Origin of the sequence: Tessaracoccus sp. OS52 (genome assembly GCF_020687685.1) — a bacterium.
GTDB lineage: Bacteria > Actinomycetota > Actinomycetes > Propionibacteriales > Propionibacteriaceae > Arachnia.
Genome location: NZ_JAJEWM010000002.1, coordinates 153,043 through 166,730, shown reverse-complemented (window position 1 = coordinate 166,730; position 13,688 = coordinate 153,043). Strand labels below are relative to the sequence as shown.

The 13,688-nt window shown below is 68.8% G+C and carries 10 protein-coding genes and 1 tRNA gene; 8 read left to right on the top strand and 3 right to left on the bottom strand.

Annotated features, from left to right (window positions below):
- The first annotated feature begins 37 nt into the window (after nucleotides 1–37).
- The 3 genes from recF (at nucleotide 38) to LKO27_RS10355 (ending at nucleotide 4,291) form a co-directional block, all read left to right on the top strand.
- Nucleotides 38–1,207: a DNA replication/repair protein RecF gene (gene recF / locus LKO27_RS10365; protein ID WP_227737429.1), complete on the top strand. Its 1,170-nt coding sequence runs from the start codon at nucleotides 38–40 to the stop codon at nucleotides 1,205–1,207.
- Nucleotides 1,188–1,736, top strand: coding sequence for a DUF721 domain-containing protein (locus LKO27_RS10360; protein WP_227737428.1), 549 nt, complete (start codon nucleotides 1,188–1,190; stop codon nucleotides 1,734–1,736). The genes recF and LKO27_RS10360 overlap by 20 nt, the downstream gene beginning before the upstream one ends.
- Nucleotides 1,737–1,810: 74 nt before the next feature.
- Entirely contained in the window at nucleotides 1,811–4,291 is a 2,481-nt protein-coding gene (locus LKO27_RS10355; RefSeq protein WP_227737427.1) for a phosphoketolase, read from the top strand.
- Nucleotides 4,292–4,801: 510 nt separating this feature from the next.
- Here LKO27_RS10355 and LKO27_RS10350 read toward each other — a convergent pair.
- From LKO27_RS10350 to LKO27_RS10340, 3 genes are read right to left on the bottom strand one after another with little or no spacing between them, the layout of a single operon-like run.
- On the bottom strand, nucleotides 4,802–5,245 hold the full coding sequence (locus LKO27_RS10350) for an iron chaperone (RefSeq protein WP_227737426.1): 444 nt from the start codon (nucleotides 5,243–5,245) through the stop codon (nucleotides 4,802–4,804).
- A gap of 4 nt (nucleotides 5,246–5,249) precedes the next feature.
- Nucleotides 5,250–5,654, bottom strand: coding sequence for a VOC family protein (locus tag LKO27_RS10345; protein ID WP_227737425.1), 405 nt, complete (start codon nucleotides 5,652–5,654; stop codon nucleotides 5,250–5,252).
- Between the two features lie 55 nt (nucleotides 5,655–5,709).
- Nucleotides 5,710–6,120, bottom strand: coding sequence for a helix-turn-helix domain-containing protein (locus LKO27_RS10340; RefSeq protein WP_370630005.1), 411 nt, complete (start codon nucleotides 6,118–6,120; stop codon nucleotides 5,710–5,712).
- 94 nt (nucleotides 6,121–6,214) lie between these two features.
- On the opposite strand from LKO27_RS10340, the gene LKO27_RS10335 reads away from it, so the two are divergent.
- The 5 genes from LKO27_RS10335 to LKO27_RS10315 all read left to right on the top strand — a co-directional run bounded on the left by LKO27_RS10335 (nucleotide 6,215) and on the right by LKO27_RS10315 (nucleotide 13,642).
- Complete coding sequence (locus LKO27_RS10335) at nucleotides 6,215–7,549, top strand: serine hydrolase (RefSeq protein ID WP_227737424.1); 1,335 nt, start codon at nucleotides 6,215–6,217, stop codon at nucleotides 7,547–7,549.
- A gap of 205 nt (nucleotides 7,550–7,754) precedes the next feature.
- On the top strand, nucleotides 7,755–9,785 hold the full coding sequence (gene gyrB / locus LKO27_RS10330) for a DNA topoisomerase (ATP-hydrolyzing) subunit B (RefSeq protein ID WP_370630004.1): 2,031 nt from the start codon (nucleotides 7,755–7,757) through the stop codon (nucleotides 9,783–9,785).
- Nucleotides 9,786–9,818: 33 nt separating this feature from the next.
- A complete protein-coding gene (gene gyrA / locus LKO27_RS10325) occupies nucleotides 9,819–12,443 on the top strand; it encodes a DNA gyrase subunit A (RefSeq protein WP_227737423.1) in 2,625 nt (874 codons plus the stop codon).
- Nucleotides 12,436–13,494 carry a DUF3566 domain-containing protein gene (locus LKO27_RS10320; RefSeq protein WP_227737422.1) on the top strand — a complete coding sequence of 353 codons (1,059 nt, stop codon included), beginning with the start codon at nucleotides 12,436–12,438 and terminating at the stop codon, nucleotides 13,492–13,494. The genes gyrA and LKO27_RS10320 overlap by 8 nt, the downstream gene beginning before the upstream one ends.
- Before the next feature lie 71 nt (nucleotides 13,495–13,565).
- Nucleotides 13,566–13,642 (top strand) — tRNA-Ile (locus tag LKO27_RS10315).
- Nucleotides 13,643–13,688: the final 46 nt, after the last annotated feature.

Below are 13,688 nucleotides of genomic sequence, written 5' to 3'. Positions count from 1 at the left end.
GGCCACCCCGGGCGGGTGGCCTAGGATCGAAGCCACCATGTTCGTGACCGAGCTGTCCCTGACGGACTTCCGCAACTACCCCGAGGCCAGCCTGCAGCTGACCGCGGGTGTGAACGTGTTCGTCGGCTCCAACGGGCAGGGCAAGACCAACCTCGTCGAGGCCATCGAGTACCTCTCGACGATGACCTCGCACCGGGTCGCGGCGACGGCGCCGCTGATCCGCTCCGGCTGTGAGTCCGCGATCGCCCGGGCCCGGGTCCAGCGCGGACTCGACGACGACCGCACCATCCTGATCGAACTCGAGATCGCCAACGGCAAGTCCAACGTCGCCCGCCTCAACCGGGCCCCGGTCAGCCGGCCCCGCGACATCATCGGGGCGCTGCGCACGGTGGTGTTCTCCCCCATGGACCTGGTCATCGTGCGGGGGGACCCATCGGACCGGCGGTCCTGGCTGGACTCCCTCATCGTCACCCGCTGGCCGCGAATGGCCGGCGTCAAGCAGGACCACGACAAGATCCTCAAGCAGCGAAACGCCCTGCTCAAGTCCATGTCCGGCCGCTCCATGCGGCCGCCGCGCGGAGACGAGGAGTCCACCCTCGAGGTGTGGAACGAGCAGTTGGCCGCCATCAGCGCAGAACTGCTGCACGCCCGGCTGGACACCCTGGCCGACGTCCTCCCGCACGCCCAGCGCGCCTACGAGGGCATCGCGCCGGTCAACAACCAGGTCAGCGCCAACTACCGCGCCTCCATCGACCTCACGGGCGTCGCCTCCGAGACCGACGTGCGGCTTTCGCTCACGGAGCGGCTGCTGAGCGCCTACCAGGAACGACGTGACGAGGAGGTGCAGCGGGGCGTCACGCTCGTCGGGCCGCACCGCGACGACGTCGACCTGTTCATCGGCGACCTCCCCGCCAAGGGCTACGCCTCGCACGGCGAATCCTGGTCGCTCGCGCTGTCGTTGCGGCTCGGTGGTTTCGAACTGGTGCGCGTGGAGGGCACCGAGCCGGTGCTGGTGCTCGACGACGTGTTCGCCGAGCTGGACTCGACGCGTCGGGAGCGGCTCGCGGGCGCCGTCGCCGACGCCGAACAGGTGCTGATCACAGCAGCCGTCGGGGCCGATGTGCCGGACTTCCCGACCGAGCGCCGCTTTCGGGTGGATGCTGGAACGGTGGCGCAGGAGGTGAGCGATGACCGAACCGCACGATGACTTCGAAGAGCCCGTGGAGCACGACCCGACGGGGTTGGACCTCGCCTCGCAGATCGCCCGCCAGACTGCCTTCACCGAGGCCCTGCCGCCCGTGCCGGTGCAGCGCAAGCCGCGTCGACAGTTCCGGAGCCGCTTCTTCGAGGAGCAGCGCTCCGGGGCCCGCCCCGACGACCGCGACCCGCAGCCACTGGGCTCGGTCCTGGGCCAGGTCGGTGCCAAACGGGGCTGGCAGAAGCGGATCTCGCTGTCGACGGTGCTGCAGGGCTGGGCGGCCCTCGTCGGGGAGGACAACGCCGAGCACAGCAAGCCCGTACTGTTCGAGGAAGGCGTCCTCACGGTTGTGTGTGACTCGACGGCGTGGGCGACGGGAATGCGGTACTCGGCCTCCAAGCTGGTGGCCAGGCTGAACGCGGAACTGGGGGACCAGACCGTGAAGCGCGTCGACGTCCGGGGGCCCAACGCGCCCAGCTGGAAGAAGGGTCTGCGCTCGGTTCGCGACGGCCGCGGCCCGCGCGACACCTACGGCTGAGCACCGTTGCGGTGAACCCCTGTCCCGCGGACCCCCCCGGTGCTTTGATGGAGTGGTCCAGCAGGAGAGGAACAATGATGAACCAGACCTGGCAGACCCGCGCCGAGTGCGGCGCCCCGGAACTCACCGACGACCACGTCCGAGGCATCCACGCCTGGTGGCGAGCCGCCAACTACCTTTCGGTCGGGCAGATCTACCTGCTCGACAACCCGCTGCTGCGCCGCCCGCTGGAGCGTGACGACGTGAAGCCGCGCCTGCTGGGGCACTGGGGCACCACACCCGGCCTCAACTTCCTCTACGCGCACCTGAACCGCATCATCGCCGAGCGCCATCAGAGCGCCCTCTACATCACCGGCCCTGGTCACGGCGGCCCCGGGATGGTGGCCAACAGCTACCTCGACGGCACCTGGACCGACACCTATCCCGACGTCACCCGCGACGAGACCGGCCTGCAGAAGCTGTTCAAGCAGTTCTCCTTCCCGGGCGGCATCCCATCCCACGTCGCCCCCGAGGTCCCGGGGTCCATCCACGAGGGTGGCGAGCTGGGCTATGCCCTCTCGCACGCCTACGGCGCGGCCTTTGACAACCCGCACCTGCTGGTGTTCGCGGTGGTCGGCGACGGGGAGGCGGAGACCGGCCCGCTGGCCACCTCCTGGCACTCCAACAAGTTCCTGAACCCCGTCAACGACGGCGTCGTGCTCCCCGTCCTGCACCTCAACGGCTTCAAGATCGCCAACCCGACGGTGCTGGCCCGGATCCCCGAGTCCGAACTGGTGGACCTGATGCGCGGCTACGGCCACAACCCGCACGTGTTCACCGCAGGCTTCGACGACGAGGAACCCGTGGCGTTCCACCGTCGCTTCGCCGAGCTGCTCGATGAGGTGATGGACGAGATCGCGGGGATCCGCCGTGCGGCGTCGGAGCAAGGGGCGATGACGGCCGAACGACCCCGCTGGCCGATGATCGTGCTGCGCACCCCGAAGGGCTGGACCGGACCGGAGGAGATCGACGGCCAGAAGACCGAGGGCAGTTGGCGCAGTCACCAGGTGCCGCTGGCCAGCGCCCGCGACACCGACGAACACCTCAAGGACCTGGAGAGGTGGCTGCAGTCCTACCAGGCCGACGAGTTGTTCGACGAGGCCGGCGCCCCCGTCGCCGACCTCGCCTCCCTGGTGCCGCCCGAGGGCTTGCGGCTGGGGGAGCGGCCGGAGGCCAACGGCGGCCGGGTGCTGGAGCAGCTGCGGCTGCCGGACTTCCGCGAGTACGCCGTCGACGTGCCGACCCCCGGTGGCAGTGAGTCCGAGGCCACGCGGGTGCTGGGGGAGTGGCTGCGCGACGTCGTGGCCGCCAACCGTGGCAACTTCCGCATCTTCGGACCCGACGAGACGGCGTCGAACCGCCTGCAGGCCGTCTACGAGGAGACCGACAAGCAGTGGGTCGCCGAGTACGAGTCCGACGAGGTGGACCAGCACATGGCCCGCGATGGCCAGGTGGTGGAGATGCTCAGCGAGCACCAGTGCCAGGGCTGGCTGGAGGGCTACCTGCTGACCGGTCGCCACGGGCTGCTGTCGTCCTACGAGGCGTTCATCCACATCGTCGACTCCATGGTGAACCAGCACGCCAAGTGGCTGAAGGTCACCAACCACCTGGAGTGGCGCCGGCCCATCGCCAGCCTGAACTACCTGCTGAGCTCGCACGTTTGGCGGCAGGACCACAACGGGTTCTCACACCAGGACCCGGGCTTCATCGACCACGTCGTCAACAAGAAGGCAGACATCGTCCGGGTGTACCTGCCGCCGGATGCCAACACGCTGCTGTCGACCTTCGACCACTGCCTGCGCAGCACCCAGTACGTCAACGTCGTCGTCGCCGGCAAGCAGCCGAACCCCAACTGGCTGACGATGGACGAGGCGGTGAAGCACTGCACCCGAGGCCTGGGGATCTGGGACTGGGCCGGCACCGAGGAGGCGGGTACCGAACCCGACGTCGTGCTGGGCTGTGCCGGGGACATCCCGACGGTGGAGGTACTGGCCGCCGCGCACATCCTGCGCGACCGCATCCCGGACCTGAAGGTGCGGGTGGTCAACGTCGTCGACCTGATGCGCCTGCAGGACGAGGACGAGCACCCGCACGGCCTGCCGCACCGCGACTTCGACACCATCTTCACCTCGACCAAGCCGATCATCTTCGCCTACCACGGCTACCCGTGGCTGATCCACCGCCTCACCTACCGACGCAACGGACACGGCAACCTGCACGTGCGCGGGTACAAGGAGGAGGGCACCACCACCACACCGTTCGACATGGTGATGCTCAACGACCTGGACCGGTTCCACCTGGTGATCGACGTGATCGACCGGGTGCCCGGGCTCGGCACCCGCTACGCCGGGCTGCGGCAGGAGATGGCCGACAGGCGCATGGATGCTCGTGCGTATGCCCGCGTCCACGGCGAGGATCTGCCCGAGGTGAGCGAGTGGGTGTGGCCCGACTCCGGCAACACCGCGAGCGAACGCCAGGCTCGCGCCGTCGCCGCCACCGGTGGCGACAACGAGTAGGCCCGGTGGCCGCGGGTGGCCCGGCCGGCCCGGGTTGGGCGCGGCCGCGGTGGCGGTGGCGGGGGGCGCGTCGACGGTCTGTGTCGCGTCGCGCTGTGCCCCGCCGGGGTTGTGCGGTTTACCAGCGTTGTTGCTCGGTACCAGCCTTGTATGGCTGGTGGTGAGCGATAGCGCTGGTGAACGCCAGCAAGCGCTGGTGAATGCGAGGGAGCGCTGGTGAACGCGAGGGAGCGCGGTGGTGCGCGGGCGTGGGGGGTCGCGTCGACGGTGTGTGTCGCGTCGCGCTGTCTCCCGGCTGGGGTGTGCGGTTTACCAGCGTTGTTGCTCGGTACCAGCCTTGTACGGCTGGTGCCGAGCGATTGCGCTGGTGAACGCGTGGGAGCGCTGGTGAACGCGTGGGAGCGCTGGTGAACCCGACCGAGCGCTGGTGAACCCGACCGAGCGCTGGTGAACCCGAGGAAGCTCTGGTCAACCCGGAGGAGCGCCGCGGTGAACCTGAGGGAGCGCTGCTCAGTCCCGGTCCCCGACCGCGTTTCTCACCAGAGCGGTGAGCTGTTCCTCCTCCTTGGCGCCGATGGCGGTGATGGCGAACGACGTCGCCCAGAGCGTGCCGTCGTCGAGGTTGGCCCGGTCGTTGAAGCCGAAGGTGGCGTAGCGGGCGCCGAACTTCTTCGCGTCCTGGAAGAAGCACAGCACGTTCCCGTCGAGTGCATAGGCGGGCATCCCGTACCAGAGCTTGGGTGCCAGCTGCGGTGCGACGGTGGTGACAATCCGATGGATCCGTTCCGCGATCTCCTTGTCGCTTCCCTCGAGGGAAGCGATCTTCTGCTCGACATCCTGGGCGTCCTGCGCGGCCTTCTCCTGCTTGGTCATCCGCTTCCGGGGTGCCCGCACCTCGGCGGCGCGTTCCTTTATGGCGGCCCTCTCCTCTTTGCTGAGTCCCGCTGAGCTCATCGGCCTATCCCTCCGCGTTGATGCGGATCATGTTGCCCGACGGGTCGCGGAAGGCGGCGTCCCGCGGGCCCCAGGGCTGGTCCATGGGCTCCTGCAGGACTTCGGCACCCGAGGCGCTGAGGGTTTCGTAGACGGCGTCGAGATCCGGGACCGACAGGACCAGCGGGCCGATCGCTCCCTTGGCGACGAGGCGTTCCAGGGCAGCGGCGTCCTCCTCGGAGCGGCCGGCGCCCGGTGCGGAGAGCACCAGGCTGAGGTCCTGCCCGGGCACGGCGAGCGACACCCAGCGGAAGTCGCCGTTGGAGACGTCGGAGGCCACCTCCAGGCCGAGGGCGTCGCGGTAGAAGGCGAGTGCCTCGTCGACGTCGAGGACGGTCACGGGCACGTACTTGACTGAGATCTGATTCATGTCACAAACGCTAGGCAACGCCCACACGTCGATGCTTCTCCAAAACTGCTCGGTTTCACCAGCGGGGTGGCCGGAGCAGGATCTTGGCGATGCAGGCGGGGAGTTCCTCGGTCTGGCTGTGTTCGCGCGCCCGGTAGGCGGTCGGCGACTCACCCACCACCTCGGTGAATCGCGCCGAGAACGAGCCGAGCGACGTCCAGCCGACGCGCATGCACGCGTCGGTGACCGAGACGCCGGCCCGCAGGAGGTGCATGGCCCGCTCGATGCGACGGGTCAGCAGGTAGGAGTGCGGGGTCTCACCGTAGGCGCGTTTGAACTCGCGGGAGAAGTGCGACGGTGACATCAGCGCGCGCTGGGCCATCGTCGGGACATCAAGCGGACTCGCGTAGTCGCGGTCCATCAGGTCCCGGGCGCGACGCAGATGGGCCAGGGTCACGGCGCTCTGCTGTTCGGAACTGGCGGACACACCCGAGACGCTACCAAGCGGGCCTTGCACGCCAGGCCAACGCGAGTTCGGCGGCCCGACGGCGCGTGCGCCGACCCGGCGTTATCGTGTCGCCATGGCTGAACGACGGCGGAGTCGCCGCGCACGCTGGGTGCTGCTGACGCTGGCGCTGGTCGTGACCACCGCCGCGGTGGGGGCCTATTGGTACGTTCGGCCGCTGCTGCTCACCGCCACCGGCTACGCCGCACACAACGCCTGCGCGCTGGAACACATCGCTGACCGGACGGATCCCGCCTCCGACCTGCCGCCCAACCCCTTGGTGCCCTACCTGCGGACCAGCAGCTCCGACGACGGCTCGGTCAGGGCCTCCGTGCTCGGGCTGCTCGCCGCCCAGACCGCCTGGTACACCGAGGGCCACGGCTGCGCGCTCGCCGACGAGCGCCCGGCCTTCCCCGCGGCCACCCCGATCACAGACGCCCACCCGCTCATCGACGCCCCCGCCCCGACGTCGACACGCGAGGGGGTCGAGGCGGCCATCGACGCGGCGTTCGCCGAGGGCCTGGGGACGCGCGCGATCGTCGTCGTGAAGGACGGGGAGCTCGTGGCGGAGCGCTACGCCGACGGTTTCACGGCCGAGACCCCGCAACTGGGCTGGTCGATGTCCAAGAGCGTGGCCAACCTGCTGGTGGGCAGACTCGTGGAGGAGAACGGCTTCGACATCCGGGCCTCCGACCTGCGCCAGGAGTGGACAGGCGAGCACAGCACCATCACCGCAGACCACCTGATGCGGATGACAGCCGGACTGGCCTGGGATGAGACCTACGACCTCGGCACCCCAATCACGGCCATGCTCTACCTCACCGAGGACATGGGCGACTACGTGGCGAGCCAGCCGCTGGCGCACCCCGTCGGCGACTTCCAGCAGTACTCCACCGGATCCACCAACCTGCTGTGCGAGGTGGCCAGCGAAGCCGTCGACGGCGACGCCAACCTGGCGCGCGAACTGCTGCTGGAGCCGCTCGGGCTGCCGTCGGCGCAGTGGGAACTGGACGCCTCGGGCACGCCGGTGTGTGGTTCCTACCTGTGGGCGACCCCGCGCGAATGGGCCGCCATCGGGCAGTTCGTCCTGGAGGACGGCGTGGTGAGCGGCGCCCGGCTCCTGCCGGAGGGCTGGGTGGCGGGGGCAACTGAGCCCACCGTCGCCGACGAACTCATCCCGACTCCGTACGGCGCGGGCTGGTGGCTGAACCGGGACGTCGACGGCGACGTCGCGCTCCCTGGGTTCCCGGCCGACGGTTTCTGGGCCCAGGGACACGACGGGCAGCGCCTATACATCGTCCCGTCGGAGGGCTTGGTGGTGGTGCGGATGGGCTTCAGCCCGGGCCTCGACGACACGGGCATCGGCAGCGCGGAGCTCATGACCGGCATCCTCGACTCGCTTGTCGGCTGATCGCCGCGATTTTGGCGCCTCAGGAGCCCGGGGCGCGTATCGGGAGTAGGGAAGTGGCCCCAAAACGGCTCCAATCGCCTGTTCCGGCGATTTGGGGGGCAGCCACGCCGCCGTCCGACCCTTCGATTTCGGCCCGGACAGGGTAGAGTTGAGACGTTGCCCGGGCCGTCGGTTTCCGACGGCTGTTCTGTGAACAGGAGAATCGGTGTCGGAAGAGTACGCAGAGGAACTCGTGACCGAGCGGTTGGAGGGCCTCACTGACAAGGCCGACACCTCCGCCAATGGCAGCTACGACGCAGACCAGATCTCCGTCCTCGAAGGACTCGAGGCGGTCCGCAAGCGCCCGGGCATGTACATCGGCTCCACCGGTGAGCGCGGTCTGCACCACCTGGTCTACGAGATCGTGGACAACTCCGTCGACGAGGCCCTCGCCGGACACTGCGACCAGATCGACATCGCCCTCCTCGACGGCGGCGGTGTCCGCGTCGCCGACAACGGCCGCGGCATCCCCGTCAAGGAACACCCGATCGAGAAGATCCCCACCGTCACCCTCGTGCTGACCGTGCTGCACGCCGGCGGCAAGTTCGGCGACGGCGGCTACAAGGTCTCCGGCGGCCTCCACGGCGTCGGCTCCTCCGTGGTGAACGCGCTCAGCGAGGAACTCACCGTCGAGGTCAAGCGCGACGGTCACCGCTACGCGCAGACGTTCCACCTCGGCGTGCCCACCGGTGAACTCCAAGAGCTGGAGGAGACCGACGAGACCGGCACCACCATCACGTTCTACCCCTCGAAGGAGATCTTCGAGACCACGGACTTCAACTACGAGACCCTTTCAGGGCGCTTCCGCGAGATGGCGTTCCTCAACAAGGGCCTGCGGATCACCGTCTCCGACCTGCGCGCCGTCCCCCGCGACGGCGACGACCTCGACGACGAGCAGCGCGCGGACTCCTTCATGTTCCCCGACGGCCTGATCGACTACGTCAAGTTCCTCTCCGGCCACAAGGAAACCATCCACCCCACCGTCATCGACGTCGAGGCCCACTCGGCGGAGATGAAGATGGGCCTGGAGATCGCGATGCAGTGGAACACGAGCTACACCAGCAACGTCCACACCTTCGCCAACACCATCAACACCCACGAGGGCGGAACCCACGAAGAGGGCTTCCGCACCGCGCTGACGACGATGGTGAACCGGTGGGGAGAGACGTGGGGCCTGATCAAGAAGCGTGAGGACCGCGTTTCCGGCGACGACTGCCGCGAGGGCCTGACCGCCATCGTCTCGGTCAAGCTGTCCGAGCCCCAGTTCGAGGGCCAGACCAAGACCAAGCTGGGCAACACCGAAGCCAAGACCTTCGTGCAGCGCGTCATGAACGACCGCCTCGGTGACTGGTTCGAGCGGAACCCGGCCGAGGGCAAGGAGATCGTCCGCAAGTCCCAGGCCGCGGCTGCCGCGCGGATCGCCGCGCGCAAGGCTCGCGACATGGCCCGCAACCGAAAGGGGCTGCTCGGCTCCGGTGGCCTGCCCGGCAAGCTCGTCGACTGCCAGTCCACCAACCCCGCCGACTGCGAGGTGTTCATCGTCGAGGGCGACTCCGCAGGCGGTTCCGCCCGCGGTGGGCGTGACCCGAAGACGCAGGCCATCCTCCCCATCCGCGGCAAGATCCTGAACGTGGAGAAGGCCCGCATGGACCGGATCCTCGCCAACAAGGAGGTCGAGGCCATCATCAACGCCCTCGGCACCGGCATCCAGGACGACTTCGACATCGACAAGCTGCGCTACCACAAGATCGTCCTGATGGCCGACGCCGACGTCGACGGCGCCCACATCCGCACGCTCCTGCTGACGCTGTTGTTCCGGTTCATGAAGCCGCTGATCGACGCCGGCCACGTGTACCTGGCGCAGCCGCCGCTGTTCCGGATTCGCTGGAGCAACGCCCCGCACGAGCTTGCCTACAACGACCTGGAGCGCGACGGCCTCCGCGACAAGGGCCTTGCCGAGGGCAAGAAGCTGCCAGCCGTCAACCCCATCCAGCGTTACAAGGGCCTCGGCGAGATGAACGCCGACGACCTGTGGGACACCACGATGGACCCGGAGAAGCGGATCCTGCTCCAGGTGACCCTCGACGACGCCGCCCTGGCGGACCAGATGTTCCAGGTGCTCATGGGCGAGGAAGTCGAGCCGCGCCGCAACTTCATCCAGCACAACGCGCGCGACGTGCGTTTCCTCGACATCTGATCCGGCCCGCCCAGCAATTCAAGAAGGTAACCGATGACTGACACCCCCCAAGGCCCCGCGGACAACGAGGACGGCGCCATCGACACCGGCATCGTCCCGCCGCAGCTGGGAACCGTCTCGCCCGTAGACCTCCAGGTGGAGGTGCAGCGGTCCTACCTCGACTACGCCATGAGCGTGATCGTGGGACGTGCCCTGCCCGACGTGCGCGACGGCCTCAAGCCGGTGCACCGTCGCGTCCTCTACGCGATGTGGGACGGCGGCTACCGCCCGGACCGCGGCTGGAACAAGTGCTCCCGCATCGTGGGCGAGGTGATGGGGCTCTACCACCCGCACGGCGACTCGGCCATCTACGACACCCTGGTGCGCCTGGCGCAGCCGTGGGCCATGCGTCTGCCGCTGGTCACCGGGCAGGGCAACTTCGGCTCCCAGGGCGACGACAAGGCCGCGGCCATGCGTTACACCGAGTGCAAGCTGGCTTCGCCGGCAGCCGAGATGGTGCGCGACATCGAGCAGAACACCGTCGACTTCAAGCCCAACTACGACAACCGCGAGCAGGAGCCGGTGGTCCTGCCGGCACGGTTCCCGAACCTGCTCGTCAACGGCTCCACCGGCATCGCCGTCGGCATGGCCACCAACATCCCCAGCCACAACCTGCGTGAGGTCGGCGACGCCGTCAACTGGGCGCTCGAGCACCCGGAGGCCACCAACGAGGAGATCCTCGAGGCGGCCATCCAGCGCATCCAGGGCCCCGACTTCCCGGGCGGCGGCCTCATCGTCGGCCGACAGGGCATCGAAGACGCCTACCGTACCGGCCGCGGCTCGGTCATCATGCGTGCGGTGATGGACCTGGAGGAGGACAGCAACGGCCGCCAGGTGATCGCCATCACCGAGCTGCCCTACATGACCAACCCGGACGCACTCGCGGCCCGCATCGCGGAGCTCGTGAACGCAGGCAAGCTCACCGGCATCGCCGACGTCCGCGACGACACCTCCGCGCGTACGGGCCTGCGCCTGGCGATCGTCCTCAAGCGCGACGCCCAGCCGCGCGTCGTGATGAACAACCTGTACAAGCACACGGCGCTGCAGGACACGTTCGGCTGCAACATGCTGGCGCTGGTCGACGAGGTGCCCCGCACCCTGCGCCTGGACCAGTTCATCACCCAGTGGATCAAGCACCAGCTCGACGTCATCCGTCGCCGCACGCAGTACCAGTTGGACGAGGCCGAGAAGAAGGCCCACATCTACCGCGGCCTGGTCAAGGCGCTCGACGCGCTCGACGAGGTCATCGCGCTGATCCGGCGTTCGCCCACCACCGAGTCGGCCCGCGACGGCCTGATGTCGCTGCTGGGGATCGACACCGTGCAGGCGACGGCCATCCTCGACATGCAGCTGCGTCGCCTGGCCGCCCTCGAGCGCCAAAAGATCGTCGACGAACTGGAGGCCCTGGAGCTGAAGATCGCCGACCTCGAGGACATCATCGCCCGCGAGGAACGGCAGCGCTCCATCGTCACCAGCGAGCTCGCGGAGATCGTCGAGAAGTACGGCGACGAGCGCCGCACCCGCATCGTTGCCGCCGACGGTGACTTCTCCGACGAGGACTTCGTGCCCGACGACGAGATGGTGGTCACCATCACCCATGGGGGATACGTCAAGCGCACCCGCGGGGACCAGTACCGGGTCCAGAAGCGTGGCGGCCGTGGCGTGCGCGGGGCCTCCCTGCGCGCCGACGACGAGGTGCAGCACCTGTTCACCGCCACCAACCACGAGTGGATCCTGTTCTTCACCAACATGGGCCGGGTCTACCGCGAGAAGGTCTGGCACCTGCCGGAGGCGGGCCGCGATGCCAAGGGCGGCCACGTCGCCGGGCTGATGAGCTTCCTGCCCGACGAGCGGATCGCCCAGGTGCTCACGCTCAAGACCTACGAGGACGCGCCCTACCTGTTGCTGGCCACCAAGAACGGCCTGGTCAAGAAGACGGCTCTGTCCTCCTACGACTCGCCGCGCCAGGCCGGTGTCATCGCCATCAATTTCCGCGAGGAGGGCGACGAGCTGATCGGCGCCGCGTTGTGCTCGGCCGAGGACGATGTGCTGCTGATCTCCCGCAAGGGACAGGCCATCAGGTTCCAGGCCTCCGACGAGCAGCTCCGGCCAATGGGACGTGCCACCTCGGGCGTCACGGGCATGAAGTTCCGCGACGGCGACGAACTGCTGTCGATGGCCGTCCTGGAGGGCGACGCCGACCACTCCGAGCGGTTCGTGTTCACCGTCACCGACGGCGGCTTCGCCAAGCGCTCCCTGGTGGACGACTACCGCCAGCAGGGCCGTGGGGGCCTGGGCATCAAGGCCATGAAGCTGAACGAGGGCCGCGGCAAGCTCGTCGGCGGGCTCATCGTCGGGGAGACCGACGAGGTCATCGCCATCAAGGAGTCCGGCCAGATCACCCGCAGCGCGGTCAGCGACGTGCCGGTGAAGGGCCGCGACACCATGGGCGTGAAGTTCGTGGGCATCAAGGGAGACGACGCCGTGGCGGCGATTGCCCTCTACCCCGACAACGACGCCGACTCCGCCGAAGAGGAATCGGGCGGGGAAGAAGGTACCGTTGACGAACACGTGGCCGAAGACGCGGCCGCAGTGATCCAGGAGGATGGCGATGAGTGATAGCTCGCCACGCTGGCCGGGGAACAACGGTTCCCCCGGTCTGGACTTCTCTGCGCGCCGTGACGCTCCGGCCGAGGGCCCGGCAAAGGGCGGCTCGGCGAGCCGACCCGAGGGCGGTCAGGGCGACGGTCCGGTAGGCGCGAACGCACCGCGCCCAACGCGGCCGACGCCCCCGCCGTTCGACCCGACCGCACCCCCAGCTGCCGCGCCGCAGAACCAGGGCACCTCGGTCCAGACCCCCTCTCGCACCGACGGCGGGGCCGCGCCCACGCCGTCGGATGGCTCGCCGGCCAACCGCAACGGTGAGGCCGCCAAGCCGAAGGATCTCCCCACTCCGGGTCCGCAGGAATCCGCCGCCTCCTGGGCGTGGCAGCCTCTCGACGCGGAAGCTGCGGGCAAGCTGGCTCCCGGTGCGCCTGGCGCCCGTCCCGGCCGCACCGCCGGTCCCGGCGCCGGAGGCGCTCCTGGACGTCCCGCCCCTGGCCCGGGCACTGCCCGAGTGGGTGAGACCGGCCCAAGGCCGGCCTCGGAGGTGGGCGCGGCGGCAGCCGCCGGTGTGATCGCCGGGGCCGCCGTGCGAGCAGCCGACCAGGCCAAGCAGCAGCCGGGCACCCCGCGGCGCCACACGCCGTCGTCCGCGGTCTCTGCACCCAGGACGGCCAGCCTCCGCAACGGGGTCCGCCGCACCCGCAAGGCGAGGTTGCGGCTTGCCCGGCTGGACCCTTGGTCGGTGATGAAGACGACGTTCCTGTTCTCCATCGCGTTCGGCATCATGATGATGGTCATCGCGTGGGTCCTGTGGTCGGTGATCGCCGGTTCGGGTGCGCTCGAGTCGCTGAACCAGTTCCTCACCACCCTCATCGGCAACCAGGGCGACGCCCCCTTCCGCATCGAGGACTACATCAACGCACCGCGCGTTCTCGGGGCTGCCGCTGTTCTGGCAGCCATCGACGTCGTCATCCTCACCGCCGTCGCGACGCTGTTCGCGTTCCTGTACAACCTCGCGGCCACCGTCATCGGCGGCCTCGAGGTCACCCTCGCCGAGGACTGAGCCCCCTCCCGGGCACGGCTACCCGTTTTGATTCGGGTACGGCCCGTGCGCTAGAGTCAGTCGTCGGTTACGGGCCTATAGCTCAGACGGTTAGAGCGCTGCCCTGATAAGGCAGAGGTCACTGGTTCAAGTCCAGTTAGGCCCACCAACGACCCGCGTCGACTTAGGTCGGCGCGGGTTTCTTCGTTGCGGCA

What these genes read in the sequence shown, in the direction of transcription:
- LKO27_RS10360 (WP_227737428.1), top strand. Translation starts at nt 1,188, where the DNA reads ATGACCGAACCGCACGATGACTTCGAAGAGCCCGTGGAGCACGACCCG.
- LKO27_RS10320 (WP_227737422.1), top strand. Translation starts at nt 12,436, where the DNA reads ATGAGTGATAGCTCGCCACGCTGGCCGGGGAACAACGGTTCCCCCGGT.
- LKO27_RS10335 (WP_227737424.1), top strand. Translation starts at nt 6,215, where the DNA reads ATGGCTGAACGACGGCGGAGTCGCCGCGCACGCTGGGTGCTGCTGACG.
- LKO27_RS10345 (WP_227737425.1), bottom strand. Translation starts at nt 5,654, where the DNA reads ATGAATCAGATCTCAGTCAAGTACGTGCCCGTGACCGTCCTCGACGTC.
- LKO27_RS10355 (WP_227737427.1), top strand. Translation starts at nt 1,811, where the DNA reads ATGATGAACCAGACCTGGCAGACCCGCGCCGAGTGCGGCGCCCCGGAA.
- gyrA (WP_227737423.1), top strand. Translation starts at nt 9,819, where the DNA reads ATGACTGACACCCCCCAAGGCCCCGCGGACAACGAGGACGGCGCCATC.
- LKO27_RS10350 (WP_227737426.1), bottom strand. Translation starts at nt 5,245, where the DNA reads ATGAGCTCAGCGGGACTCAGCAAAGAGGAGAGGGCCGCCATAAAGGAA.
- recF (WP_227737429.1), top strand. Translation starts at nt 38, where the DNA reads ATGTTCGTGACCGAGCTGTCCCTGACGGACTTCCGCAACTACCCCGAG.